22 protein-coding genes and 1 tRNA gene are annotated in these 23,362 nt (G+C 54.4%); 15 read left to right on the plus strand and 8 right to left on the minus strand.

Translation table 11 applies throughout. The features are described 5' to 3' along the window. Positions 1 to 7: 7 nt before the first annotated feature. Both nuoN and ACE3SE_RS17955 read left to right on the plus strand, forming a co-directional pair. Complete coding sequence (gene nuoN, locus ACE3SE_RS17950) at positions 8 to 1,462, plus strand: NADH-quinone oxidoreductase subunit NuoN (RefSeq protein ID WP_374557262.1); 1,455 nt, start codon at positions 8 to 10, stop codon at positions 1,460 to 1,462. Between the two features lie 15 nt (positions 1,463 to 1,477). Continuing rightward, positions 1,478 to 1,774, plus strand: coding sequence for a DUF2818 family protein (locus tag ACE3SE_RS17955; protein ID WP_045847638.1), 297 nt, complete (start codon positions 1,478 to 1,480; stop codon positions 1,772 to 1,774). A 267-nt stretch (positions 1,775 to 2,041) separates the two neighbouring features. On the opposite strand, the gene ACE3SE_RS17960 is transcribed toward ACE3SE_RS17955, so the two are convergent. Further along, positions 2,042 to 2,908, minus strand: a complete 867-nt coding sequence (locus tag ACE3SE_RS17960) for a lipid A biosynthesis lauroyl acyltransferase (protein ID WP_062786398.1) — start codon at positions 2,906 to 2,908, stop codon at positions 2,042 to 2,044. After that, positions 2,905 to 3,798 (minus strand): lysophospholipid acyltransferase family protein, encoded by an 894-nt coding sequence (locus tag ACE3SE_RS17965; RefSeq protein WP_374557265.1) that lies wholly within the window; start codon positions 3,796 to 3,798, stop codon positions 2,905 to 2,907. Before ACE3SE_RS17965 ends, ACE3SE_RS17960 begins: the two co-directional genes overlap by 4 nt. A 77-nt stretch (positions 3,799 to 3,875) precedes the next feature. Between ACE3SE_RS17965 and metK the strand changes: the two genes are divergently transcribed. Further along, a complete protein-coding gene (gene metK, locus ACE3SE_RS17970) occupies positions 3,876 to 5,045 on the plus strand; it encodes a methionine adenosyltransferase (RefSeq protein WP_062786391.1) in 1,170 nt (389 codons plus the stop codon). A gap of 139 nt (positions 5,046 to 5,184) precedes the next feature. On the opposite strand, the gene ACE3SE_RS17975 is transcribed toward metK, so the two are convergent. Together ACE3SE_RS17975 and glnK are read right to left on the minus strand one after the other, a co-directional pair. Beyond that, positions 5,185 to 6,495, minus strand: coding sequence for an ammonium transporter (locus ACE3SE_RS17975; protein ID WP_131355847.1), 1,311 nt, complete (start codon positions 6,493 to 6,495; stop codon positions 5,185 to 5,187). 30 nt (positions 6,496 to 6,525) lie between these two features. Further along, a complete protein-coding gene (glnK, locus tag ACE3SE_RS17980) occupies positions 6,526 to 6,864 on the minus strand; it encodes a P-II family nitrogen regulator (RefSeq protein WP_045845429.1) in 339 nt (112 codons plus the stop codon). Positions 6,865 to 7,135: 271 nt separating this feature from the next. On the opposite strand from glnK, the gene ACE3SE_RS17985 reads away from it, so the two are divergent. The 5 genes from ACE3SE_RS17985 (at position 7,136) to ACE3SE_RS18005 (ending at position 10,592) form a co-directional block, all read left to right on the plus strand. Continuing rightward, positions 7,136 to 7,423 (plus strand): accessory factor UbiK family protein, encoded by a 288-nt coding sequence (locus ACE3SE_RS17985; RefSeq protein ID WP_062786388.1) that lies wholly within the window; start codon positions 7,136 to 7,138, stop codon positions 7,421 to 7,423. A gap of 5 nt (positions 7,424 to 7,428) precedes the next feature. Next, complete coding sequence (locus tag ACE3SE_RS17990) at positions 7,429 to 8,928, plus strand: YifB family Mg chelatase-like AAA ATPase (protein WP_374557268.1); 1,500 nt, start codon at positions 7,429 to 7,431, stop codon at positions 8,926 to 8,928. Positions 8,929 to 9,000: 72 nt separating this feature from the next. Beyond that, entirely contained in the window at positions 9,001 to 9,771 is a 771-nt protein-coding gene (locus ACE3SE_RS17995; RefSeq protein ID WP_374557270.1) for an SPOR domain-containing protein, read from the plus strand. Between the two features lie 27 nt (positions 9,772 to 9,798). Further along, positions 9,799 to 10,416, plus strand: a complete 618-nt coding sequence (locus ACE3SE_RS18000; protein WP_374557273.1) for a thiol:disulfide interchange protein DsbA/DsbL — start codon at positions 9,799 to 9,801, stop codon at positions 10,414 to 10,416. Between the two features lie 99 nt (positions 10,417 to 10,515). Beyond that, positions 10,516 to 10,592: transfer RNA gene (locus ACE3SE_RS18005), tRNA-Met, on the plus strand. Positions 10,593 to 10,814: 222 nt separating this feature from the next. Here the strand turns inward: ACE3SE_RS18005 and purB are convergent. The 3 genes from purB to ffh all read right to left on the minus strand — a co-directional run bounded on the left by purB (position 10,815) and on the right by ffh (position 14,558). After that, positions 10,815 to 12,185, minus strand: a complete 1,371-nt coding sequence (purB, locus tag ACE3SE_RS18010) for an adenylosuccinate lyase (RefSeq protein ID WP_374557275.1) — start codon at positions 12,183 to 12,185, stop codon at positions 10,815 to 10,817. Between the two features lie 67 nt (positions 12,186 to 12,252). Then, a complete protein-coding gene (locus tag ACE3SE_RS18015) occupies positions 12,253 to 13,059 on the minus strand; it encodes an ATP-grasp domain-containing protein (RefSeq protein ID WP_242673568.1) in 807 nt (268 codons plus the stop codon). Positions 13,060 to 13,202: 143 nt separating this feature from the next. Further along, positions 13,203 to 14,558, minus strand: a complete 1,356-nt coding sequence (gene ffh / locus ACE3SE_RS18020) for a signal recognition particle protein (protein ID WP_045845422.1) — start codon at positions 14,556 to 14,558, stop codon at positions 13,203 to 13,205. 108 nt (positions 14,559 to 14,666) lie between these two features. Here ffh and ACE3SE_RS18025 point away from each other — a divergent pair, with 108 nt between their 5' ends. Beyond that, a complete protein-coding gene (locus ACE3SE_RS18025; protein ID WP_062786365.1) occupies positions 14,667 to 15,488 on the plus strand; it encodes a cytochrome C assembly family protein in 822 nt (273 codons plus the stop codon). A 37-nt stretch (positions 15,489 to 15,525) separates the two neighbouring features. After that, positions 15,526 to 15,861, plus strand: a complete 336-nt coding sequence (locus tag ACE3SE_RS18030) for a ComEA family DNA-binding protein (protein WP_045845420.1) — start codon at positions 15,526 to 15,528, stop codon at positions 15,859 to 15,861. A gap of 57 nt (positions 15,862 to 15,918) precedes the next feature. On the opposite strand, the gene ACE3SE_RS18035 is transcribed toward ACE3SE_RS18030, so the two are convergent. Next, entirely contained in the window at positions 15,919 to 17,316 is a 1,398-nt protein-coding gene (locus tag ACE3SE_RS18035; RefSeq protein WP_374557278.1) for a cryptochrome/photolyase family protein, read from the minus strand. A 340-nt stretch (positions 17,317 to 17,656) separates the two neighbouring features. On the opposite strand from ACE3SE_RS18035, the gene ACE3SE_RS18040 reads away from it, so the two are divergent. The 5 genes from ACE3SE_RS18040 to coaE all read left to right on the plus strand — a co-directional run bounded on the left by ACE3SE_RS18040 (position 17,657) and on the right by coaE (position 23,338). After that, positions 17,657 to 18,727, plus strand: a complete 1,071-nt coding sequence (locus ACE3SE_RS18040; RefSeq protein ID WP_374557280.1) for a porin — start codon at positions 17,657 to 17,659, stop codon at positions 18,725 to 18,727. Positions 18,728 to 18,911: 184 nt separating this feature from the next. After that, positions 18,912 to 20,624 carry a type IV-A pilus assembly ATPase PilB gene (gene pilB, locus ACE3SE_RS18045; protein ID WP_374557281.1) on the plus strand — a complete coding sequence of 571 codons (1,713 nt, stop codon included), beginning with the start codon at positions 18,912 to 18,914 and terminating at the stop codon, positions 20,622 to 20,624. A gap of 20 nt (positions 20,625 to 20,644) precedes the next feature. Further along, entirely contained in the window at positions 20,645 to 21,865 is a 1,221-nt protein-coding gene (locus ACE3SE_RS18050) for a type II secretion system F family protein (protein ID WP_131355824.1), read from the plus strand. 2 nt (positions 21,866 to 21,867) lie between these two features. Beyond that, a complete protein-coding gene (locus ACE3SE_RS18055; RefSeq protein ID WP_131355821.1) occupies positions 21,868 to 22,737 on the plus strand; it encodes a prepilin peptidase in 870 nt (289 codons plus the stop codon). Further along, positions 22,727 to 23,338 carry a dephospho-CoA kinase gene (coaE, locus tag ACE3SE_RS18060; RefSeq protein WP_374557284.1) on the plus strand — a complete coding sequence of 204 codons (612 nt, stop codon included), beginning with the start codon at positions 22,727 to 22,729 and terminating at the stop codon, positions 23,336 to 23,338. The genes ACE3SE_RS18055 and coaE overlap by 11 nt, the downstream gene beginning before the upstream one ends. The last annotated feature ends 24 nt before the right edge of the window (positions 23,339 to 23,362 follow it).

A 23,362-nucleotide genomic window follows, 5' to 3' on the forward strand; every position in this document is an offset into this window, starting at 1 on the left:
AAACATAATGAATTGGGCTGATCTGAACCTGATGCCTGCATTGCCCGAACTGTTCATGTCCGGGGCAATTCTGGTCATCCTCATGCTCGATGCCTTTATTTCGGACGCAAAGCGCGGCATGCATTACGGCCTCGCCTTGCTGACGTTGGCAGTCTGTGCCGTGTTGCAGGTGCAAACCTATCCGGTGGTGCCGGTACATACCTTCTCTGGCATGTTTGTCAGCGATGCACTGTCCAGTCTGGTAAAGCTGGCCATGTACGGCAGTACCGCCATCGTGCTGGTATACAGCCGTCAGTACATTGCTGACCGCGGCCTGCTGCGCGGCGAGTTCTTCTCCCTGGCACTGTTTGCTCTGCTGGGCATGAACTTCATGGTATCTGCTTCCAGCTTCGTGTCGCTGTACATGGGTCTGGAACTGCTGTCGCTGTCGCTGTATTCGCTGATTGCGCTGCAACGCGACTCGGTGAAGGCAACCGAGTCGGCCATGAAGTACTTCGTGCTTGGTGCACTGGCTTCCGGCCTGCTGTTGTACGGTATTTCCATGATTTACGGTGCCACTGGCACGCTGGATCTGGCGCTGGTTGCCAAGGCAATCAAGGCACATACCGCCAACGACATGCTGCTGGTATTTGGCCTGGTGTTCATCGTGGCTGGCTTGTGCTTCAAGCTGGGTGCCGTTCCGTTCCACATGTGGGTACCGGACGTTTACCAAGGCTCGGCAACAGCCGTTACCCTGATGGTGGGTGCTGCGCCGAAGCTGGCTGCGTTTGTCTTTGTGCTGCGCATCCTGGTGCAAGGCCTGGAAGGCATGGTCGCCGACTGGCAGGCCATGCTGGCCCTGGTGGCCGTGCTGTCGATGGCAATCGGTAACATCACTGCCATTGCACAAACCAATATCAAGCGCATGCTGGCTTACTCCACCATCTCCCATATGGGCTTCCTGCTGCTGGGCCTGTTGGCTGGAACCCCGGATGGGTACGCCGCTGCCCTGTTCTACGCCCTGATCTACGTGCTGATGTCCATGGTCAGCTTCGGTATCCTGCTGGGCCTGTCCCGTGCCGGTTTCGAATGCGAAACCCTGGATGACCTGAAGGGCCTGAACAGCCGCAACAGCTGGTATGCACTGCTGATGCTGCTGACCATGTTCTCCATGGCCGGTGTTCCGCCGCTGGCTGGCTTCTATGCCAAGTTCGCCGTGATCAAGGCCATTGCAGACATCCATCTGTACTGGCTGGCCGTGGTATCCGTGATGATGTCGCTGATTGGTGCCTTCTACTACCTACGTGTAGTGAAGAACATCTACTTTGATGAAGCACAGGATACTTCCGCCATCGTGATGCGTGCCGACATGAAGCTGGTGCTGTCGCTGAATGCCATTGCGCTGCTGGTACTGGGCGTAGTGCCGGAACGTGTGATCGTGCTGTGCATGCAAGCGATGAAGCAATCGCTGGCAGCCATCTAAGCGAAAGCCCTGTACATGCAAGCCAGTGTTGCTACCTTGCTGATCGTCGCCTTCCTGGCGGCAAACCTGCCTTTCCTGACCTCGCGTCTGGCTGGTGTGCTGCCGGTTGCCAACAAGCATTTCGGTTGGCGTTTGCTGGAAATGGCCGTGCTGTTTCTGCTGGTCGGCCTGTTTGCCCGTTTTCTCGAGGCCAAGCAGATGCCGGTCCAACAACAGCACTGGCAGTTCTATGTCACGACGGTTGCCTTGTTTGTGGTGTTTGCGTTTCCCGGTTTCGTCTACCAGATGTTCTGGAAGAAGCGCAGTCACTAGGCAGTTCAGCTTGCAAAGAAAACCCGGCCCCGGCCGGGTTTTTTCATGGCCTGTCATTGCCTGTTCGGGACAAAGGATTGCTTGCAGGTAGCGACTGGGTTTGCAGTCGCCGGGCATGGTAGTAAGGGTAGCAGGGGAGGGCAGACGCGCCAGGTTGGAAGGTTAAAGACCCTAAAGGAAGGATTGATCCTTATCTGCGGGCTTTCCAATTGCTACAGACAAAAAAAACCCAGCACGGGGCCGGGTTTCTTGTTACAGGCATGGCATTCAATAAATGCGCGGTTCACCTTCTGGCCGGCTTTTGAAGCGTTTATGCAGCCAGAAGTACTGGTCGGGTATCTCGCGGATCCGCTCTTCCAGGAAGGCATTCATGCGCCGTGTATCAGCTACTACATCATCGGTCGGGTAGTTTTCCCATGCCGGATAAAATTCCAGCTCGAAGCGATTGCCAACACGGCGCGCGATCAAGGGAACCACGTGCGCCTTGGCCAGTTTGCTGATGCGTGACAGTCCGGTAATCGTCGCAGCGTCCTTCTCGAAGAATTTCACGAACACCGAGTCGCGCGCACCGAAGTCCTGGTCAGGCAGGTAGAGGAAGGGAGTGTGCTCCTTGCGCATGGCCTTGATGATGGAGCGCAGGCCTTCATTACGCGGCACGATATAGCAATTGTTGTAGCGCTGACGGCCAGCGTAGATCTGGGCATCCAGCGTGTCGTTCTTCTGCTGCGAGTAAACGCTCACCAGTGGCAGTACCTGGTTCAGCGCGAAAACACACATCTCGAAGCCGACAAAGTGCGGGTAAAACAGGATCACATCCTCACCCTTGGCGCGCAGCTCCTCCACGATATGCAGATTCTTGATGGTGACCAGCTTGCGGATACGATCGGCAGAGCTCCACCAGGCGACGCCGTATTCCAGCGCCAGGCGGATCATGTAGCCGAAGTTGGACTTGATCAGGCGTTTTCGTTCAGCCTCACTCATATCAGGGAAGCAAATGCGCAGGTTGGTGAGGCCCACCTTGCGACGGTCTGCCGCCAGGTGATAAGCCACCAAGCCAATTCCATCCGCCAGCAAACCAATCGCCCACATGGGCAGCAGGCGAATCAGCCATAACAGGGCAAAAACAATCTTCATGGGTTTCCTTGCTGATGGTCCGGCGGAGTCACGCCCGCCGGACATTTGTAACGGTTGTAGCTCCACAGGTACTGGCTGGGGAAGCGGCGGATCATGTCCTCAACGGTCCGGTTGAGTAGCGCACAATCGGCATCCTTGTCACCACTGAATGGTTGGGACATGGCTTCGATATGCACCACGAAGCCCTCGCCGCGTGGCAGTCGTTCGCCAACAAAAAACAGCACTTCCACCCCGCTCACCTGTGCCAGGCGTGGCACCAGGCTCATGGTGTAAGCCGGTTTGCCAAAAAACGGTGCCCATACGCCTTCCCCGTTACCGGGAACCTGATCGGGCAGAATGATGGTTGCCTCGCCCGATTTCAAAGCCTTCATCAGAATACGCACACCGGCACCGGTTGCCGGCGCGGTTTTGCCCTTGCCACGTGCACGGCCTGCCTGCATTACCGGTTCCAGCCAGGTCAGTTTTGGCGGCCGGTACATGGCAGTCAACGGAAAGGGCAGGCGCGAGCTGATGTAACGGCCGGCAATGTCATAACTGCCAAGGTGCGGGGTGACAAAAACAATGCCATGACCGGCTTGCAAGGCACGCTCAACATGCTCCCAGCCATGACAGGCTTTTACCAGTGCGGCAATGTCTTCCGGCTTCCGGCACCAGGCTATTGACAATTCCAGTGCACCTTTACCGGTTTCCAGTGCGGATTGTTTGACTAGTCCTTGTAAAACCTGATAATTTTCACAGATTTTACTCGACGCCAGATTACTTCTCATCCGCTCTGCATAGCGGGGGGATGAAAGGTAAGTAAGCCGCCCCAGAATGGCGCCGAGACATTGCAGCCACGACAGCGGCAAACGCGCCAGCAAGGACAACACGAGTTGGACCAGCTTGGACATGGTTTAGTCAGTGGTGATCGTAAAGCGGCCTATTTTATCATCACACTGTTTTGCTTTATTCGGGAATCAACAAACAAATGAGCGAATATCTGTTTACGTCGGAATCGGTATCGGAAGGCCATCCGGACAAAGTAGCCGACCAAATCTCCGATGCCATCCTCGATGCCATCCTGCGCGAAGACAAATACGCTCGCGTAGCAGCCGAAACCCTGGTCAACACCGGCCTGGTGGTACTGGCTGGTGAAATTACCACCTCGGCCAATGTCGACTACATCAAGATTGCACGCGAGACCATCAAGCGCATCGGTTACGACAACTCCGAGCTGGGTTTCGACTACCACGGCTGCGCCGTCATGGCCTGCTACGACAAGCAATCGCAAGACATCGCCCAGGGCGTGAACGAAGGCGAAGGCCTGGACCTGAACCAGGGCGCTGGCGACCAGGGCCTGATGTTCGGCTATGCCTGCGACGAAACCCCGACGCTGATGCCTTTCCCCATCTACTACGCCCACCGTCTGGTGCAGCGCCAGGCCGAACTGCGCAAGGACGGCCGCCTGCCGTGGCTGCGCCCGGACGCCAAGAGCCAGATCACCTGCGTGTACGATGGTGAAACCGGCCTGCCCAAGCGCATCGACACCGTGGTGCTATCCACCCAGCACAGCCCGGAAATCGATCACAAGACGCTGACCGAAGCCGTCATCGAAGACATCATCAAGCCGGTTCTGCCGCCGGAAATGCTGACTGCCGAAACCAAGTATCTGGTGAACCCGACCGGCCGCTTCGTCATTGGCGGCCCGATGGGCGACTGCGGTCTGACCGGCCGCAAGATCATCGTCGACACCTATGGCGGTGCAGCCCCGCACGGTGGTGGTGCCTTCTCCGGCAAGGACCCGTCCAAGGTAGACCGCTCGGCAGCCTATGCCGGTCGTTACGTGGCCAAGAACATCGTGGCTGCCGGCCTTGCGCGTCAGTGCCAGATCCAGGTTTCCTACGCCATCGGCGTGGCTGAGCCGACCTCGATTGCAGTGGATACCTTCGGCACCAACAAGATCCCGAATGAAAAGATCGTGGAACTGGTGAAGAAGCACTTCGACCTGCGCCCGAAAGGCATCATCCAGATGCTGGACCTGCTGCGCCCGATCTACGGCAAGACCGCCGCTTACGGCCACTTCGGCCGCGAAGAGCCGGAATTCACCTGGGAACGTACCGACAAGGTGGAAGCGCTGCGCGCTGACGCTGGTCTGTAAACCAGTTAGCTGTTGTTGCAAGATCAAAAAGCACCGATTCATTCGGTGCTTTTTTCATGTCAGTTTAACGTGGGCAGAAAAAAAGGGCGCCGAAGCGCCCCGAAGTCCCTTACCACAACTTGTTGATGGTGTTGGCTGCTTACTCCACACGCTCACCGTGCAGAACCACATCCAGACCTTCGCGTTCTTCGTCTTCAGCCACACGCAGGCCAACAACCACATCAATGATTTTCAGCAGGATGAAGGTGATGATGGCGCAGTACACCACGGTCACACCCACACCGATTGCCTGGGTAGCCAGGCTACCTTCGGCACCGCTGATGCTCTTCACCGCAAATACACCGGTCAGCAGCGCACCAACAATACCGCCAACACCGTGTACACCGAAGGCATCCAGCGAGTCATCGTAGCCCAGCATGTGTTTCAGGCCAGTTGCACCCCAGAAGCAAACCACGCCAGCCACTGCACCAATAATCAGGGCACCTTTGACATCCACAAAACCAGCTGCAGGAGTGATGGCAACCAGGCCAGCTACAGCACCGGAAGCAATGCCCAGTACCGACGGTTTTTTCTTGTGGATCCATTCAGCAAAAGTCCAGGCCAGTGCAGCAATACCAGTGGCAACCTGGGTGGTGACCATGGCCATGCCGGCACGACCATCAGCGGCTACCGCAGAGCCGGCATTGAAGCCGAACCAGCCCACCCACAGCATGGAAGCGCCAATCAGGGTCAGGATCAGGTTGTGCGGCGGCATGGCTTCCTTGCCAAAGCCCACGCGCTTGCCCATCACCAGGGCACAGATCAGGCCGGCAATACCAGCGTTGATGTGAACCACGGTACCGCCAGCAAAGTCCAGCACACCCAGACCGCTCATCCAGCCGCCCGGTGCCCATACCCAGTGGGCAACCGGTACATAAACGAGCAAGGACCACAGCGCAGTAAAGATCAGCAGGGCAGAGAATTTCATCCGTTCAGCAAAGGCACCGGTGATCAGTGCCGGGGTAATGATGGCAAAGGTCATCTGGAACATCATGAACACCGATTCCGGAATCGATCCAGCAGACGGATGAACGGCAACTTTTTTGGTGTCGGCAATGTAGTCCATGCCATCCAGGAAGACACGGCTCAGGTCACCCAGGTAGGGATTGCCAACGGTAAAGGCCAGGCTGTAGCCAACGACGGCCCACAGTACGGTCACCAGCGCGGTGATGGCAAAGCTTTGCATCAGGGTGGCCAGTACGTTCTTTTTGCGGACCATACCGCCGTAGAACAGGGCCAGGCCCGGAATGGTCATGAACAGCACCAGTGCGGTGGAGGTCAGCATCCAGGCTGTGTCGCCGGAGTTGATGACCTTGAAGTCAGCCATGGCCGGACCCGCCGGTGCATCAGCCAGAACGGGCAGGGCCAGTGACAACAGGCCGGTACCCAAGGCAGCAAGTTTCTTCTTCATGTGATTTCCCCTGTATGGCTATAGCGTGGCTTAAACTGCGTCGGTACCGGTTTCCCCGGTCCGGATCCGCACGATTTGCTCAAGATCGAAGACAAAAATCTTGCCATCACCAATCTTGCCGGTACGTGCCGATTTTTCGATGGCCTCGACAACCTGGTCCAGCAGACTGTCATCAATGGCAATTTCCAGTTTGACCTTGGGCAGGAAGTCCACGACATATTCAGCGCCACGATACAGCTCGGTATGACCTTTCTGACGGCCAAATCCTTTGACTTCCGTGACGGTAATGCCTTGCACGCCAATGGCGGATAGCGCTTCACGTACTTCATCAAGCTTGAAAGGCTTGATCACGGCGGTGACCAGTTTCATGTTCACTCCTTTTCGGTGGACCCGGTTAGTTGCTTGCGTTACTGAGGAACACTACTGCATAAACCGTGCCAGCTTATTATCTTGCTGTTACCTAAGTGTTTTCCGCGATTAAATCTGTAATTGCTGAGCATTAATGGCTGTCAGCACCAAGGCGGAGCATCTATTATTGAGCCTCTGCACTCAATTGGTGCGTTGCTCGCTGCGCTGCAGCGCCGAATGGATTTTGCTACACTCGAAGCGGACTATCGATTACCTGCAAAGGAGCACCAAGATGTTGAGTCAGAAGATTTTTGAAGAAATCAGCAGCAAGATCAGCGATACCATCGCAGCCAGTCCGGCCAAGGACATCGAAAAGAACATCAAGGCCATGATGGCATCCACTTTCTCCCGCATGGATCTGGTGACCCGCGAAGAATTCGATGTGCAGCAGGAAGTACTGGTGCGTACGCGTGAAAAACTGACTGCACTGGAAGCCCGCCTGGCCAAGCTTGAAGCCCAGGTTTTCCCTGAGGAAGCCCAGGCCAGGACCGAAGCCCAGGCTGAGTTGGGTCATTCCTGAGCACGATGGCTCTGGCCGTAGTAGCGAGCCGTGCCCTGGCCGGGCTGCATGCCCCGGAAGTTGCCGTTGAAGTCCATCTGGCCAATGGACTTCCGCAGTTCACCATCGTCGGCTTGCCCGACACCGAAGTGAAGGAAAGCCGGGACCGTGTCCGGGCCGCCATTCTCAATTCCGGCTTTGAATTCCCCGCGCGTCGCATCACGGTCAATCTGGCTCCGGCTGATCTGCCCAAGGACTCTGGCCGTTTCGACCTTCCCATTGCCATTGGCATTCTGGTTGCCGCCGGCCAGATACAATGCCCACATCTTGCAGACTATGAATTTGCCGGTGAACTGGCACTGAGTGGCCAGCTGCGTGCAGTGCGCGGTGCCCTGGCCATGGCATGCCAAACCCGTCGTGCAGGCCGTGCCTTCATGTTGCCGCGAGACTGTGCTCAGGAAGCTGCGTTGGTGCTGGCAGATCAGGTTTATGCCGTGGATAGCTTGCTGCAAGTTTGTGCACACCTGAATGGCACCCAGCCCTGTTCACCCATCGTCGTCAACCAGAATGATACACGGCCCGTTTATCCGGACTTGGCCGATGTCAAAGGCCAGGCCGCAGCACGTTATGCCTTGGAGATTGCCGCTGCAGGTGGACACAGCCTGTTGCTGGTTGGACCGCCGGGTACGGGGAAGTCCATGCTGGCATCGCGTTTGCCGGGCATTCTGCCAGCGATGAATGAGGAAGAAGCGCTGGAGGCCGCCTCGGTTCAGTCACTTGGCACGCGAGGCTTTTTACTGGAGCAATGGCGCCAACGACCATTCAGGGCTCCGCACCATACCGCATCAGCTGTTGCTCTGGTTGGCGGAGGCTCAGACCCGCGGCCGGGCGAAATCAGTCTGGCACATCATGGCGTGTTGTTTCTGGATGAGTTGCCAGAGTTCGATCGCAAGGTATTGGAAGTATTGCGTGAACCTTTGGAATCAAAAGTAATCCATATTTCGCGCGCCAGCCGGCAAGCCACTTTCCCTGCCGACTTTCAGTTGATCGCTGCCATGAATCCCTGTCCTTGCGGGTATCAGGGGCAGCCTTCCGGGCGCTGTCAATGTACACCGGAACAAATTGCCCGCTATGTTGGCAAATTATCGGGCCCGTTGCTGGACCGGATCGACATGCATGTACCGGTTCCGGCTCTGGGTGCGGATGAGCTCACCAGTGCAGTGGCCGGCGAGGGAAGCGAGCTGGTGCGTCTTAGGGTTCAGCAGGCGCGTGATGTGCAGTTGCAGCGTCAGGGATGCAGTAATGCCCGTCTTTCCGGATTGGCGCTGGAGCAATATGCCGCCGCTGACCCGGCAGCACTTGCCTTGCTGGCAGGTGCTCTGGAAAAGTTGGGACTGTCGGCCAGAAGTTATCACCGGATATTACGCATCGGACGTACGGTGGCGGATCTGCAAGGAAGCGTGAAACTGGAACGGCATCATATGCTGCAAGCCATTCAATTAAGAAGGAGTGGTTTTGGTGTGTGATGCGGTAAATATATTTTCGTCTGGTTTTAATAGATAATGTACCGATTGATTGTATGGAAATGGTAGTAGTACATGGCAAATCGTGATGTGAAGAATTCCTCTCGTACCAGCGCTTCCGGGCGAGGACGTCCTGGCCGCAAGAGTGGGGGCGGGGGGCTGGTAGCGGGCATTGTCATCGGCCTTATCGTGGGCGTTGTCGTTGCAGTGGGCCTCGCCATGTATCTGAATCGTTCTGCAACGCCATTTTCCAATCTGGAAAAACTGGATCGCAAAGCCGGTTCTTCTGCAAGCTCGGCACCATCGACAGAACTTCTGGAACCGGGTACCAAAATTGCCGATGTACAAGCAAATCAGCCGGCACCTGTTGCATCTGCTCCGGTGAAAGTCGAACAGCCGGCACCACCACCCATGCCCGCAGAGCAGCCGGCGGCAACAAGTACGGCTCCTGCGGCAAGTGCCAAGAATAAACCGGCTACCTCTCCGGCCACTACGGCCAAGGATGAACAGCGTTTTGACTTCTACAAAATCCTGCCCGGTCAGGTAGATGCAGTCCCTGCCGATGGCAAGGCTGCAGGTAAAGACCGGGAACCTTCTGCTGCTGCACCAGCCAAAAAGGTCTTCCTGCAACTGGGTTCCTTTCAGAATGAAAATGAGGCGGACAACCTCAAGGCCAAGCTTGCCTTGCTGGGTGTTGAGGCCAAAATCCAGTCTGTTTCGATTCCTGACAAGGACATGGTCCATCGCGTCCGTATAGGCCCATTGAGCAAGCCTGAAGATATCGATCGCCTGCGTGCCCAGTTGAAGCAGGATGGTATCAATGCTGCCGTCGTCAAGGCAGAGTGATTCAAATAAACGTCTAGAGGACAAAAAATGAAAAAATGGTTGTTGATGACCTTGCTGCTGGTCAGTGGTTTTGCCAATGCTGCTTCCGAACTGGGCAAGGATTATGTGCTGATGGCCAAGCCGCAGCCGGTGGCTAATCCCAAAAAGGTTGAGGTAATCGAGTTTTTCTCCTACACCTGCATCCATTGTTTTCATCTGGACCCGCTGATCACCGCCTGGGAAAAGAAAAAGCCGGCCTATGTTGATTTCCGTCGCGAGCAGATTGTTTGGCAAAAGCCGATGGAGGGCTTTGCCCGCCTGTTTGCCACGCTGAATGTCACGGGATACATGGAGAAGCTGAATGCGCCGGTGTTCGACGCCGTCATGCAGCAGAAAATCAACCTGGCCGATCCTTCGGTGCTGAATGACTGGCTGAAGAAACAGCCTGGTGTGAACCTGGCCAAGTTCATGCAAACCTATAACTCCTTCGGTATCAACAGTCAGGTTGCTCGCGCCAGCCAGATCACTCGTGCCTACAACATCGAAGGAACGCCTACCATTGTCGTGAATGGCAGGTATGCGCTGTCACCGGCTGCTCCGGAGCGTCTGATCGAAGTGCTTAATGACGTCATTGCCAAAGCCAAGGCGGAAAGCAATATCAAGTAATGCATGTCCCGATGGCAATGCCTGCATTCGCAGGCGTTTGCTTTTTTCGGACGAAAGCTTGACTCTTCGGGAAATAGCAGGTACTATTCATTTCTCTGACGCGGGGTGGAGCAGTCTGGTAGCTCGTCGGGCTCATAACCCGAAGGTCGTAGGTTCGAATCCTGCCCCCGCAACCAAGTTTTCAAGAAAAGACCACTCTCAAGAGTGGTCTTTTCTTGTATGTGCGCAAGCACACCATTACGTTCAGTTTGCTGTTCAGGAACGTATTCCCTCGAGTCATATTTTCGGGCCGTCTTCTTTGGAAGATGGCCCATTTCTTTTTCTGATTCATGCCTAATGCAATAGGCAATAAAAAACCGCCTTCATCGAAGGCGGTTTGCTTGGCTGGTCAGGGGTGATCAGATGCGTTTTGCCAGTTCTGCTGCCTTGCCAACGTAGGCAATCGGAGTCAGCTCCAGCAGGCGTACCTTTTCAGCTTCCGGAATTTCCAGTCCCTTGATGAAGGCGGACAGTGTTTCGCGGGTAATGCCATCCTTGCCGCGGGTCAGCTCTTTCAATTGCTCGTAAGGGTTGGGTACACCGTAGCGGCGCATTACGGTCTGGATCGGTTCAGCCAGCAATTCCCAGCTGCGACCCAGTTCTTCAGTAATGGCTACCGGATTGATTTCCAGCTTGTTCAGGCCCTTGAGGCAGGCTTTGAAACCCAGCATGGTATAGCCGAAGCCAACACCCATATTGCGCAATACGGTGGAGTCGGTCAGGTCACGCTGCCAGCGGGAAACCGGCAGCTTTTCTGCCAGGTGTTGCAGGATGGCATTGGCCATGCCCAGATTGCCTTCGGAGTTCTCGAAGTCGATCGGGTTGACCTTGTGCGGCATGGTCGAGCTGCCTACTTCATCCTTCTTCACTTTTTGCTTGAAGTAGCCCAGCGAGATGTAGCCCCAGATATCGCGGTTCAGGTCGATCAGGATGGTATTGATGCGGCCTACCACCTGGTACAGCTCGGCCATGTAGTCATGCGGCTCGATCTGGATGGTGTAGGGATTGAAGGTGAGGCCCAGTCCGGAGACGAAGCGGCCACACAGGCTTTCCCAGTCGATTTGCGGGTAGGCAACCAGATGCGCATTGTAGTTGCCAACGGCACCGTTGATCTTGCCCAGGATTTCCTGCGACACCAGTTGTTCACGTTGGCGCTTCAGGCGGTAAACGGTGTTGGCCAGTTCCTTGCCCATGGTGGACGGCGTGGCGGGTTGGCCATGGGTACGGCACATCATGGGCAGGTCAGCCAGTTCGTGCGCCAGTTGTTGCAGCTTGTGAATCACTTCGTCCAGCGCAGGCAAGACCACGGTATTGCGTGCGGTCTTCAGCATCAGGGCATGCGACAGGTTGTTGATGTCTTCGGAAGTGCAGGCGAAGTGAATGAACTCGCTGGCTGCCATTACTTCTGCATTGCCGGAGAGGCGTTCTTTCAGCCAGTATTCGATTGCCTTGACGTCATGGTTCGTGCGGGCTTCAATTGCCTTCACCTCTTCACCATGCTGCACGGTGAAGTTGGCAATGACGTCATCGATTTCGCGGATAGTCGCTTCGGAGAAAGGTTTCACTTCCTCGATGCCCGGCTCGGCGGCCAGCATTTTCAGCCATTCCAGTTCAACCTTGATACGGAATTTCATCAGGCCATATTCGGAGAACAGGTTGCGCAAGCCTTCAACCTGGGCGGCGTAACGGCCATCCAGAGGACTCAGGGCGATCAGCGGGTTCAGATTCATGACGAGGTATTTCCAAACGTGGTGTGCCAGACATGCTGGCAGGTTTCAGTACAAAACAAATCTATTTTTACAGCGCGGCCAGGCGGCGTGCTAATCCGCTAGCCAGGCTATCGGCAGCTTCAGGCCGATAGCGGAAAAAAAGCTCCGGTTCAATCATTTCAACTTCCATGATGGCTAGCTGACCGGCATTGTCGCGCACGATATCCACACGCGCATAAAGCACATCAAACGGAATCGCCGCAACGGCATGTTCCGCAAACTGCTGCTCTTCATGGCTGGCCATGTGTGGATGGACACTGCCACCATGATCATCCTGTACCCGGAAGTCGCCAGTTTTTGGCACCTTGCGGATGGCATGGCTGAACTGACCATCAATCACCATCAGCGATATCTCGCCTTCGGTCAGGATTGCATGCTGGAAAGGCTGTAACAGCAGTGCCTCCTGTTGAACCAGTTCAGCAAAAGTGCATTCCAGTGCCAGTGCATTCGTAGGCGCAAGACGGTAAGTATGCCGTGCCGATCCTGACACAACCGGCTTGAGAATGGCGTCTGACCAGCCACTCTCCGCCAGGCATTGTGCCAGGGGGCGCTTATCACCCTTTTCAATGTAGTGGGTCTTCACGACATTGATGCCTTTTTCTGCAATGAAGCGCAGGTAATGCTTGTCGATATTCCAGTCGATGAGTGCTGCACTATTAAACAGGGTGGTCTGCTTGGCCACCTTGTTTAGCCAAGGGCGGAATTCTGCATAGCGGTCAAAGTAGTCCCAGGTGGTCCGAAACAGCAGGCTTCGCGTTTGCTGCCAGTCAAAATCCGGGTCATCCCACGCTTTGCGTGCGACACGCAAACCCTGCTTTGTCAGGGCATCCAGCACCAAACCATCTTCGTGATGGACCTGTTTGCAGTACCAGTCATCGGTATCCAGTTCCAGCAGGCTGTGCTTGGTGAGTACCACTACATCAAACAACATGATTTCCCTTCACATCAAGCAAAACGGGTGCAGAGCACCCGTTTTGCTTACATTCCCGGCATCATGCCTTTCATGCCGCGCATCATTTTCATCAGCCCGCCTTTGGCTGAAAACTGCTTCATCATTTTCTGGGTCTGCTCAAACTGGTTCAGCAGGCGGTTGACCTCTTGCACCGTCACACCGGAGCCTGCGGCAATGCGGCGTTTGCGGCTGGCCTTGATCAACTCGGGCTTGCGACGTTCCTCCATGGTCATGGCATTGATGATGCCCTCAATGCGACGCATGGACTTTTCTGCTTCTGCACCCTGAATACCCTTGGCCATCTGACCAAGCTGACCAGGCATTTTCTCCAGCAGATTGGACATGCCGCCCATTTTCTTCATCTGCTGCATCTGTGCCTTGAAGTCTTCTAGGTCAAAGCCCTTGCCAGACTTGAGCTTCTTGGCCATGGCAGCAGCTTCATCCTGATCGATGCCCTTCTGGACTTCTTCGATCAGGGACAGCACATCACCCATGCCCAGAATACGGCTGGCGATACGATCCGGGTGGAAGGCTTCAAGCCCGCTTACTTTTTCGCCAACACCAATAAACTTGATCGGTTTGCCCGTGATGTGGCGTACGGACAGCGCAGCACCACCGCGCGAGTCACCATCCATCTTGGTCAGGATAACGCCGGTCAGCGGCAGGGCTTCATTAAAGGCCTGCGCAGTATTGACTGCATCCTGGCCTTGCATGGCATCCACCACAAACAGCGTTTCGACCGGGTTGATGGCAGCGTGTACCGCCTTGATCTCGGCCATCATCGCTTCATCAATGGCCAGGCGACCGGCAGTATCCACCATCAGTACATCAAAAAAGTGGCGCTTGGCATGATCAACAGCGGCACGTGCGATATCCACCGGCTTTTGATTGCCGTCGGAGGGGAACCACTCGACACCTACCTGTTCAGCCAGCAATTTCAGCTGCTCGATCGCAGCTGGACGGTAAACGTCAGCGGAAACCACCAGAACTTTCTTCTTCTGGGTTTCTTTCAGTAATTTGGCCAGCTTGCCAACGGTTGTGGTTTTACCTGCACCCTGCAAGCCAGCCATCAGTACAATGGCTGGTGGAACAGCTGCCAGATTGAGGGCGTCGTTTTTCTCCCCCATCAATTTGACAAGTTCTTCGTTGACCACGCCGACCAGGGCTTGCCCCGGTGTCAGGCTGCCCATGACTTCCTGACCCAGAGCACGTTCCTTGATCTGGGAAATGAATGCCTTCACGACAGGAAGTGCGACGTCGGCCTCCAGCAATGCCATGCGGACTTCCCGCAGTGCATCCTGGATGTTGGTTTCGGTCAGGCGGGCATTGCCGCGCAGGTTCTTGATGACGCCGGACAGGCGGTTGGTCAGGTTGTCTAACATGCTGAGTCCTTCTGTCTGCCAACAAGGGACAGGTTGGTGTAGACTTTCAAACTTACGATTTTACCACGAGCTGCCGGGTTGACGCCCGCAAATGATGGCGCTAACACCATGACCGCGTTTCTTTTTTCCCTGACTATTCTGCTGAGTCTGGCCTATGCCGGGCTCTCATGGCATTTCATCGGTAACTGGAAGGGTGTTGCCAGTTTGCCGCGTAACCCGAAACTGGAGCATACCGCGCTGGGTTTCTTGCTGTTAGTGCATGCCTATGCGGTAGTGTCTCCTTTGTCGGAAGGCGTGATGTTTTCCTTGGGAGTGGGGCGTGCCCTGTCGGTTGTGGTTTGGATGATGCTGGTGATTTACTGGACATGTGGCTTTTTCTACCGGGTAGAGGGCCTGCAGTTGTTCATGATGCCATTGGCCGTATTCACACTGGTGTTCTCGCTGGTATTTCCGGGTGAGCACATCATCCATGACCTTGGCAATCCGGCTTTCGCCCTGCATGTTTTGGTATCGATTGTGGCTTACAGTCTGTTTGCCATTGCAGCGTTGCTGGCCGTATTGATGTTGTTCCTCGAGAAAGCCCTGCACGACAAGCGTTGGTTATCGCTGGTACGACAGCTTCCGCCTTTGCTCTCGTTGGAAAAAATGATGTTTCAGGTAATCGGCATCGGCTTCTTGCTGCTGACGGTGTCCCTGCTGACCGGCATCGTTTTTTCTGAAGAGGTGTTTGGCAAAGCAGTTGCCCTGAGCCATAAGACAGTCTTTTCCGTCATCTCCTGGTTATTGTTCGCTGCTTTGCTCTTGGGTCGACATTTCAAGGGATGGCGCGGGAAGATTGCGATACGCTGGACACTGGCTGGCTTCGGGACCTTGTTGCTTGCTTACATCGGTAGCAAAGTAGTACTGGAATTACTGTTGCATCGTTATTGACTGGAATGTTTTCAATCAATGTAAGGAGCCTCGTTACATGAAAAAACTGTTTGCGCTGATTGTTGGTATGTTTTTTATCTGCGCCTCTGCACTGGCCGCTATCAACATTAATACGGCTAACCAGCAGCAGCTGGAGTCTCTCAATGGCATCGGCCCGGTCAAGGCCAAAGCCATTATCGATTACCGCACCAAGAATGGTGCATTCAAGACCGTGGATGACCTGAAGAAGGTAAGCGGTATCGGCGACAAGACACTGGAAAAGTTGAAGAAGGACATCAGTGTCACCGGGACTAGTACCGTTCCCGCTCCTGCGGCCGCAACCCCTGCCAAGGCGGCTGCACCAGCAGCCAAGGCCGCGCCGGCGAAAAAGTGAGCTGCTGAAGCTGTCGTTGTAAAAGCAAAGCGCCCATATGGGCGCTTTTTGCTATTGTCACTCCTTGCTTTTGCCAAACAGCATCAAGGCTTTCTGTCGCTGTTCCGCATGGTCAACCAGTGGTTTCGGGTAGTCTCTGCCCAGTTGAAAGCCCATGGGCGGATTTTTTGCCAGCCATGGAGCATGAATGTCCTTGTTATTGAACTGGGCCAGTTCGGGTACATAGCGACGGATGAACTTGCCATCAGGATCAAATTTGGCGGACTGGGTGACCGGATTGAATATCCTGAAATAGGGCTGTGCATCGCAGCCGGTTGAGGCTGCCCACTGCCAGCCACCATTGTTGGCTGCCAGGTCAAAATCGATCAATTTGGCGGCGAAGTACGCTTCCCCCTTGCGCCAGTCAATCAGCAAATCCTTGACCAAAAAACTGGCTGTAATCATGCGTAAGCGGTTATGCATGTAGCCGCTCTGGTTCAGTTGGCGCATTGCCGCATCCACGATCGGATAGCCTGTACGTCCCTCCTGCCATGCAATCAGCCACTCTTCACGATTCTCAAATGCCAGCTGACGATACTCTTCCTTGAAACTTTGTCCGGCAGCAATGGGAAAGTGCCAAATCAGCTGCTGATAGAAATCACGCCAGATCAACTCGCCCAGCCAGCAGTCAGCTCCCTCACCGCCTTGCAGGCAAGCAAACTGAACCAGTTTTCTGATGGAAATGTTACCGAAGCGCAAGTGGGTTGAAAGATAGGACACCCCTTTGGTTGCCGGATAGTCACGCCATATCTTGTAATGTGAGATGCGCTGACAAAAGTCGGTAAACAGCTGCTGTGCCGCATGACTGCCACCTTTCAGGCTCAGCAGGCCGGCTTTAAAACCCAGCTCTTCCAGTGATGGTGTGGGAGAGGGGCTCCATCGGTCCAGGTGCTGCAGATACTGGTGAGTCGGATAGGCCTGCATGTAAAACCCATCCAGTTTTTTCAGCCATGCATTCTTATAAGGTGTGAATACCGTGTAGGGGCGTCGTGTGGTGGTGAGAATTTCATCTGTTTCAAAGATGACCTGATCCTTGAACAACTGCAGTTGACGCCCCTGTTGTGCCAGCTGCTCAGCGACGTGCTGATCACGCATGCGTGCTGCAGGTTCGTAGTCACGGTTGGCAAATACAGAATCTGCCTGCCACTGTTGCGCCAGTGCCGGAACAACATCAGAGGCTCGCCCTTGTGTCACATGCAAATCGCTGCCTATGCGATTCAGCTCCTGTCGTAGCACGGCAACTGATTGCCAGATGAAGTCGATCCGTCTGTCATCGGCAGCAAGTTCATCCAGAATTTCACGGTCAAAAACAAACAGGCAGCGGACGGGTTTGCCAGCTTTCAGTGCATGGTACAGCGCTGCATTGTCATCCAGCCTCAGGTCGCGGCGGAACCAGAAAATGTTGGTATTGGACATGATAGGGCGTTGTCAGGTGGTTGGTAGGCATGCAAAAAACAGTCCATTATTAGCATTTTTGCAACACTTTGCTGGGGTTGTTGTTTTTTTGGTTTTGCCGGTTTGAAGCGATAATTTTTAGTAAATATCAATAAAAACAAAGACTTGTTGTTTTGTTGCTGGCTGGGTGCTTCCGGCTGTTACTACGGTTTCGCTGCGATGTTTTGTATTTTTGCAACGGGCGTTTTATATTTCAGCCAGCAACCAGCCGATCAATCGGCGGTGAAAAAATGTCCGGGTGTCTTGCGCTGGCAAGGCAATCTAACAGGACTACATTAACTGACTTCGAAAGGAATTAGCGATGAACAAGAAGCTGATCGCCCTGGCTCTGGCCGCTCTGCCGGTAGCTCACGCAATGGCTGATGTAACCATTTACGGCACTATCGAAGCCGACATGGAAAGCAACAAGACCTACGCTAACGGCGTTAAGGATGTAAATGGCAAGCCGAAGGCTGTTTCCCGTATCGACGACACCGGTTCCCTGATCGGTTTCAAGGGTAACGAAGACCTGGGCAATGGCCTGAAAGCCATCTGGCAAGTTGAGCAAGGCCTGAGCATCGACGGTACCACCGTTAACGCTTCCAACACCTTCGCTACTCGCGATTCCTTCGTTGGTCTGCAAGGCGCTTTCGGTAAGGTACGTATCGGTAAGCTGAGCACCTTCCTGAACTCCGACGCTGGCGCTCCGGATGCCTGGATCTACGGTAACAAGGGTGTTAACGGTCAGTCCTACAGCTCCATCAACCAGCTGGACGGTCGTGTTAACAACGCCATCCGTTACGACATCCCGGAATTTGTTGCCGGTCTGAGCGGTGCTGTTGTTTACGGTGTTGACGAAACCAACGCTACCAACAAGCAAAATACCTTCAGCTTCGGTACCACCTACACCAACTCTGGTTACTTCGGTACCTTTGGCTATCAGCGTTTCAACAACAACATTGCTGGTAACAAGGCTGGTAACTACTGGCGTCTGGAAGCTGGCTACAACGCCAACAATATCCTGGCAGCTGCTTACTATGGTCAATCCAAGCTGGCTTCCGGTACTACCGATGCTACCTTCGGCTTCGCCTCTACCACTGATCTGCCGAACGGTTCCGAGCTGAAGAAAAAAGAAGCTGGTCTGACCCTGGGTTACACCATTGGCGCTATCACCCCGAAATTCTCCTATGGCCGTGTATGGGGTGCTTCGGTTGACGGTACCGATGTTAAGGGTCACCTGAACCAGTACGTACTGGGTGCTGACTATGCTCTGAGCAAGCGTACCACTGCTTACGCTTCTTACGGTTACGTTCAGAACACCTATCGTGATTCGAACGATAACAAGTTCTCCAACGAGCGCACCGTTGCTGTTGGTGTTCAGCACAAGTTCTAATTCTCGTTCAGAGAGTTAAACTTAAGAAAAGGACTGCTTCGGCAGTCCTTTTTGCATTATTCTGCTGTAGAAGCGGGATAGTGAGCAGGCCTAGCCATGGGGCCTGCCACTTTGTCCGTGCAGCGCATATAATGCCAGCATGCCATATGGCTTGATTGGTAGCGTCTAGTCGCAAAGGGGAGTTATGGAAGCTTCTGCTGGGATATCTGGTCTGGGAAGAGCGCTGGTGCAGAACAATGCATTGCTGTTACAGGATGCAGAGGCTATCCAGCGCCAGGCGCAGGCATCTGGCATCAGTTTTGTCGAGCAACTGATTGCCAGCAAGAAGATGTCCGCAGTGGAGGTTGCCACTTTTGCGTCGGGGGTATTTGGTTATCCTTTGCTGGACATGGGTTCCATCGACCCTGTTCAGTTGCCCAAGGGTCTGGTTGATGACGAATTGATTGGTAGTCGTCGTCTGGTTCCCTTGTTCAAGCGTGGTAACAAGCTGTTTATTGGTACGTCTGATCCGACTCAGACATCAGCGTTCCACGCCATTACTTTCAAGACCGGACTAACGGTTGAAGTGGTGGTGGTTGAAGATGACAAACTTTCCAAAGTGATTGGGAAGTACACCGAAGATGCAACTGCGGCTATCAAGGCCTTGGAGAACGAGGAATTCGGTGATCTGGAGTTTGTTGATCCGGATGAGCCAACCCCGCATAGCGAAACCAATCAGCCTGATGTCGATGACGCCCCTGTCGTCAAGTTCATTCACAAGGTTCTGCTGGATGCCATTAATGGCGGGGCATCCGACGTCCATTTCGAGCCTTACGAAAAATTTTACCGCATTCGCTATCGCGTGGATGGCCAGCTGAAAGAGATTGCGCAGCCGCCTTTGCTGTTGAAAGAGAAAATTGCATCCCGTATCAAGGTGATATCGCGCTTGGATATTTCCGAAAAGCGCGTACCACAGGATGGTCGTTTGAAGCTGGTGTTGTCCAAAACACATTCAATTGATTTTCGTGTCAGTACCTTGCCAACCCTGTTTGGCGAGAAGATCGTAATGCGTATTCTGGATGCTTCTGCCGCATCGCTGGATATCGAACAGCTGGGTTTTGAACCAGAGCAGAAGAAAATGCTGCTCGAAGCCATTGCGCGTCCATACGGGATGGTGCTGGTAACCGGGCCTACCGGTAGTGGTAAAACGGTTTCGCTTTATACTTGCCTTAATATCCTGAACAAGCCGGATATCAATATTTCGACGGCGGAGGATCCGGTTGAAATCAATTTGCCTGGCATTAACCAGGTCAATGTAAACGAGAAGGCTGGTCTCACCTTCTCGTCGGCCTTGAAGGCGTTTCTGCGGCAGGATCCGGATGTCATCATGGTGGGTGAAATCCGGGATTTCGAAACGGCAGACATTTCCATCAAGGCCGCACAGACCGGCCACATGGTGTTTTCCACCTTGCATACCAATAATGCGCCTGCCACCTTGACGCGTTTGCTGAACATGGGTGTGGCACCATTCAACGTAGCCAGTTCGGTACTGTTGATCATGGCCCAGCGTCTGGCCAGACGCTTGTGCAACCACTGCAAGGCACCAATCGATATTCCTGAACCGGCTTTGCTCCGGGCGGGTTTCCGCCCGGAGGAGCTGGATGGCAGCTGGAAACCATACGGCCCGGTTGGCTGCGACGAATGCCGTGGCTCGGGCTATAAAGGACGTACCGGTATTTATGAAGTCATGCCCATCAGTGATGCCATGACCCGTCTGATCATGCAGAATGGTACTGCCATTGATATCAGTGACCTTGCCTTGCAAGAGGGCATGATTGATTTGCGTCATGCCGGTTTGCTGAAGGTGAAGCGTGGGCTGACCTCGCTGGCCGAGATCGAGGCTGTGACCAACGATTAGGTATAAGAAAGATATAAACCATGGCAACCGTGGCGAAAAAGGTAAACCCGGGTTTTATCTGGGAATGGGAAGGCAAGGATCGTGCAGGAAAGGTAGTGCGCGGGGAATTGCGTGCCGAAACCGAGGCTGTCGCCAAGACCCAGTTGCGTCGGCAGGGAATTAATGTCGTCAAGGTCAAGCGCCGTCGCAGTGGTTTTGGCCGCAAGATTACCGAAAAAGACATTACGCTGTTCACCCGTCAGCTTTCCACCATGATGCGGGCGGGTGTGCCCTTGCTGCAGGCCTTTGATATTGCCGCCAAAGGGCATGGCAATCCGGCAGTTACCAAAATGCTGCTTGAAGTACGCGCGGATGTGGAAACTGGCCTGTCTCTGGCAGAGGCATTCCGCAAGCGTCCACTGTATTTCGACAAGCTGTTCTGCAATTTGATTGCAGCCGGTGAAACTGGTGGTGTACTGGACTCCTTGCTGGACAAGCTGGCTACCTACAAAGAAAAGGTGATGGCGATCAAGGGCAAGATCAAGTCCGCGATGATCTACCCCACCGCCATTGTGGCGACGGCCTTCATCATTACTGCCGTGATCATGATTTACGTGATTCCGGCATTCAAGGATCTGTTCTCCAGCTTTGGCGCTGATTTGCCTGCACCAACCCTGATTGTCATCTGGTTGTCCGACTTCTTTGTTCATTGGTGGTGGCTGATATTCGGCAGCATTTTCGGTGCAATCTTTGCGTTTTTCTATGCATTCAAGCGTACGCCCAAGTTGCAGGAACAGTTTGACCGCATCCTGCTGAAGCTCCCGGTCATCGGTGACATCATTCGTAAGGCCACCATCGCACGTTGGTCGCGTACTTTGTCTACCTTGTTCGCCGCGGGTGTCCCGCTGGTTGAAGCGCTGGATTCTGTCGGTGGCGCATCGGGTAACCAGGTATATAGCGAGGCGACAAAACTGATTCAAAACGATGTCAGTGCCGGTTCCAGCCTGAGCTATTCCATGCAGCGTACCGGGCTGTTTCCCAATATGGTGCTGCAGATGACCTCCATTGGTGAGGAGTCGGGTTCACTCGACCAGATGCTGGACAAGATTGCGGATTTTTATGAAGAAGAAGTGGATAACGCTGTTGCTTCGCTTTCCAGCCTGTTGGAACCCGCCATCATGGTGATTCTGGGTGTACTGATTGGCGGCCTGGTTATTGCCATGTATATGCCGATTTTCAAAATGGGCCAGGTGGTGGGTTAAGCATGGCGGAAATCGGAAGTCTGCTGTCAGCAAATGCTGGCTTGCTGGTGGTGATGGTGTTGTTGCTGGGCTTGTTGGTGGGTAGTTTCCTGAATGTGGTCATTCACCGTTTGCCGGTCATGATGGAACGTGGCTGGCAGCGGGAATGTGATCGATATCTCGGTCGGGATGTCCAGGATGCTGAGCGATACAATCTGCTGGTGCCTGCATCGCATTGTCCTGGCTGCAAGCAGGATGTGAAGGCCTGGCAGAACATCCCCTTGCTCAGTTATGCCTTGCTGCGCGGTCGCTGCGCGCACTGTGGCACCGGCATCAGCTGGCGCTATCCGGCAGTTGAGTTGCTCACCGGCCTGTTGTTTGCTTCCGTTGCATGGCGCTTTGGCTGGGGCCTGCCCATGTTGGGTTACTTGCTGTTGACGGCAGTGCTGGTCGCACTCACCTTCATTGATGCGGATACCCAGCTGTTACCTGATGATCTGACCCTGCCCTTGGTGTGGGCTGGCTTGTTATTCAATCTGTACACCGGAGTCGTTCCGCTTGAGGATGCGGTGATCGGTGCAGTAGCAGGCTACCTGAGCTTATGGTTGGTGTACTGGCTTTTCAAGTTATGTACCGGCAAGGAAGGCATGGGCTATGGCGACTTCAAGTTGCTGGCAGCTTTCGGTGCCTGGCTGGGCTGGAGCATGTTGCCACTGATCATTTTGCTTTCCTCCCTGGTTGGGGCTGTGGTTGGCATTGTCCTGATGTTGCTGTCGCGCATTGGCCGTGGTCAGGCACTGCCGTTTGGTCCTTATCTGGCTGCTGCCGGGTGGATTGCACTGCTATGGGGCAAGCAAATCGTCAGTTGGTATCTGGGTAGCTATGTCCATTAAGGTGGTGGGCCTGACTGGCGGGATTGGCTCCGGCAAGAGTGCAGTGGCCGATCATTTTGCCCTGTTGGGTGCGGATGTGGTGGATACCGATGTGATTGCCCATCAGCTCACAGCCGCGGGTGGCAGGGCGATTGCACCGATTGTGGCTGCATTTGGCGAGCATGTGCTGGATGGTAACGGTGCCATGGATAGAAAGTGCATGCGTGAATTGGTGTTTGCCAATCCGGCGAGCAGGCAACGTCTCGAAGGTATTTTGCACCCCCTGATCATGGAGCAAAGCCTGCAGCAGCTGTCAAATTCAACAGCATCATATGCTGTGCTGGTTGTGCCTTTGCTGTTTGAGAGTCCGCAATATCGGGCGCTGGTGCAGCGCACCCTGCTGGTGGACTGTGATGAGGATTTACAGCTACAGCGTGTGCAGGCGCGCAGTGGTTTGACCGCTGAGGCGGTGCGCGCCATCATGGCAGCGCAAATGAGTCGCGCCCAAAGACTGGCACTGGCCGATGATGTCATTGATAATGGCGGCACACTTGCAGCATTACAGCTTCAAGTCGAGGCCAAACACCAGTATTATCTTGCAAACCTTGCCCACGGCGCGTGACAAGGCATTTTCCAAGCCACCAAG

The organism is Aquitalea pelogenes (genome assembly GCF_041914625.1).
In the GTDB taxonomy this organism is placed as follows: Bacteria; Pseudomonadota; Gammaproteobacteria; order Burkholderiales; family Chromobacteriaceae; genus Aquitalea; species Aquitalea pelogenes.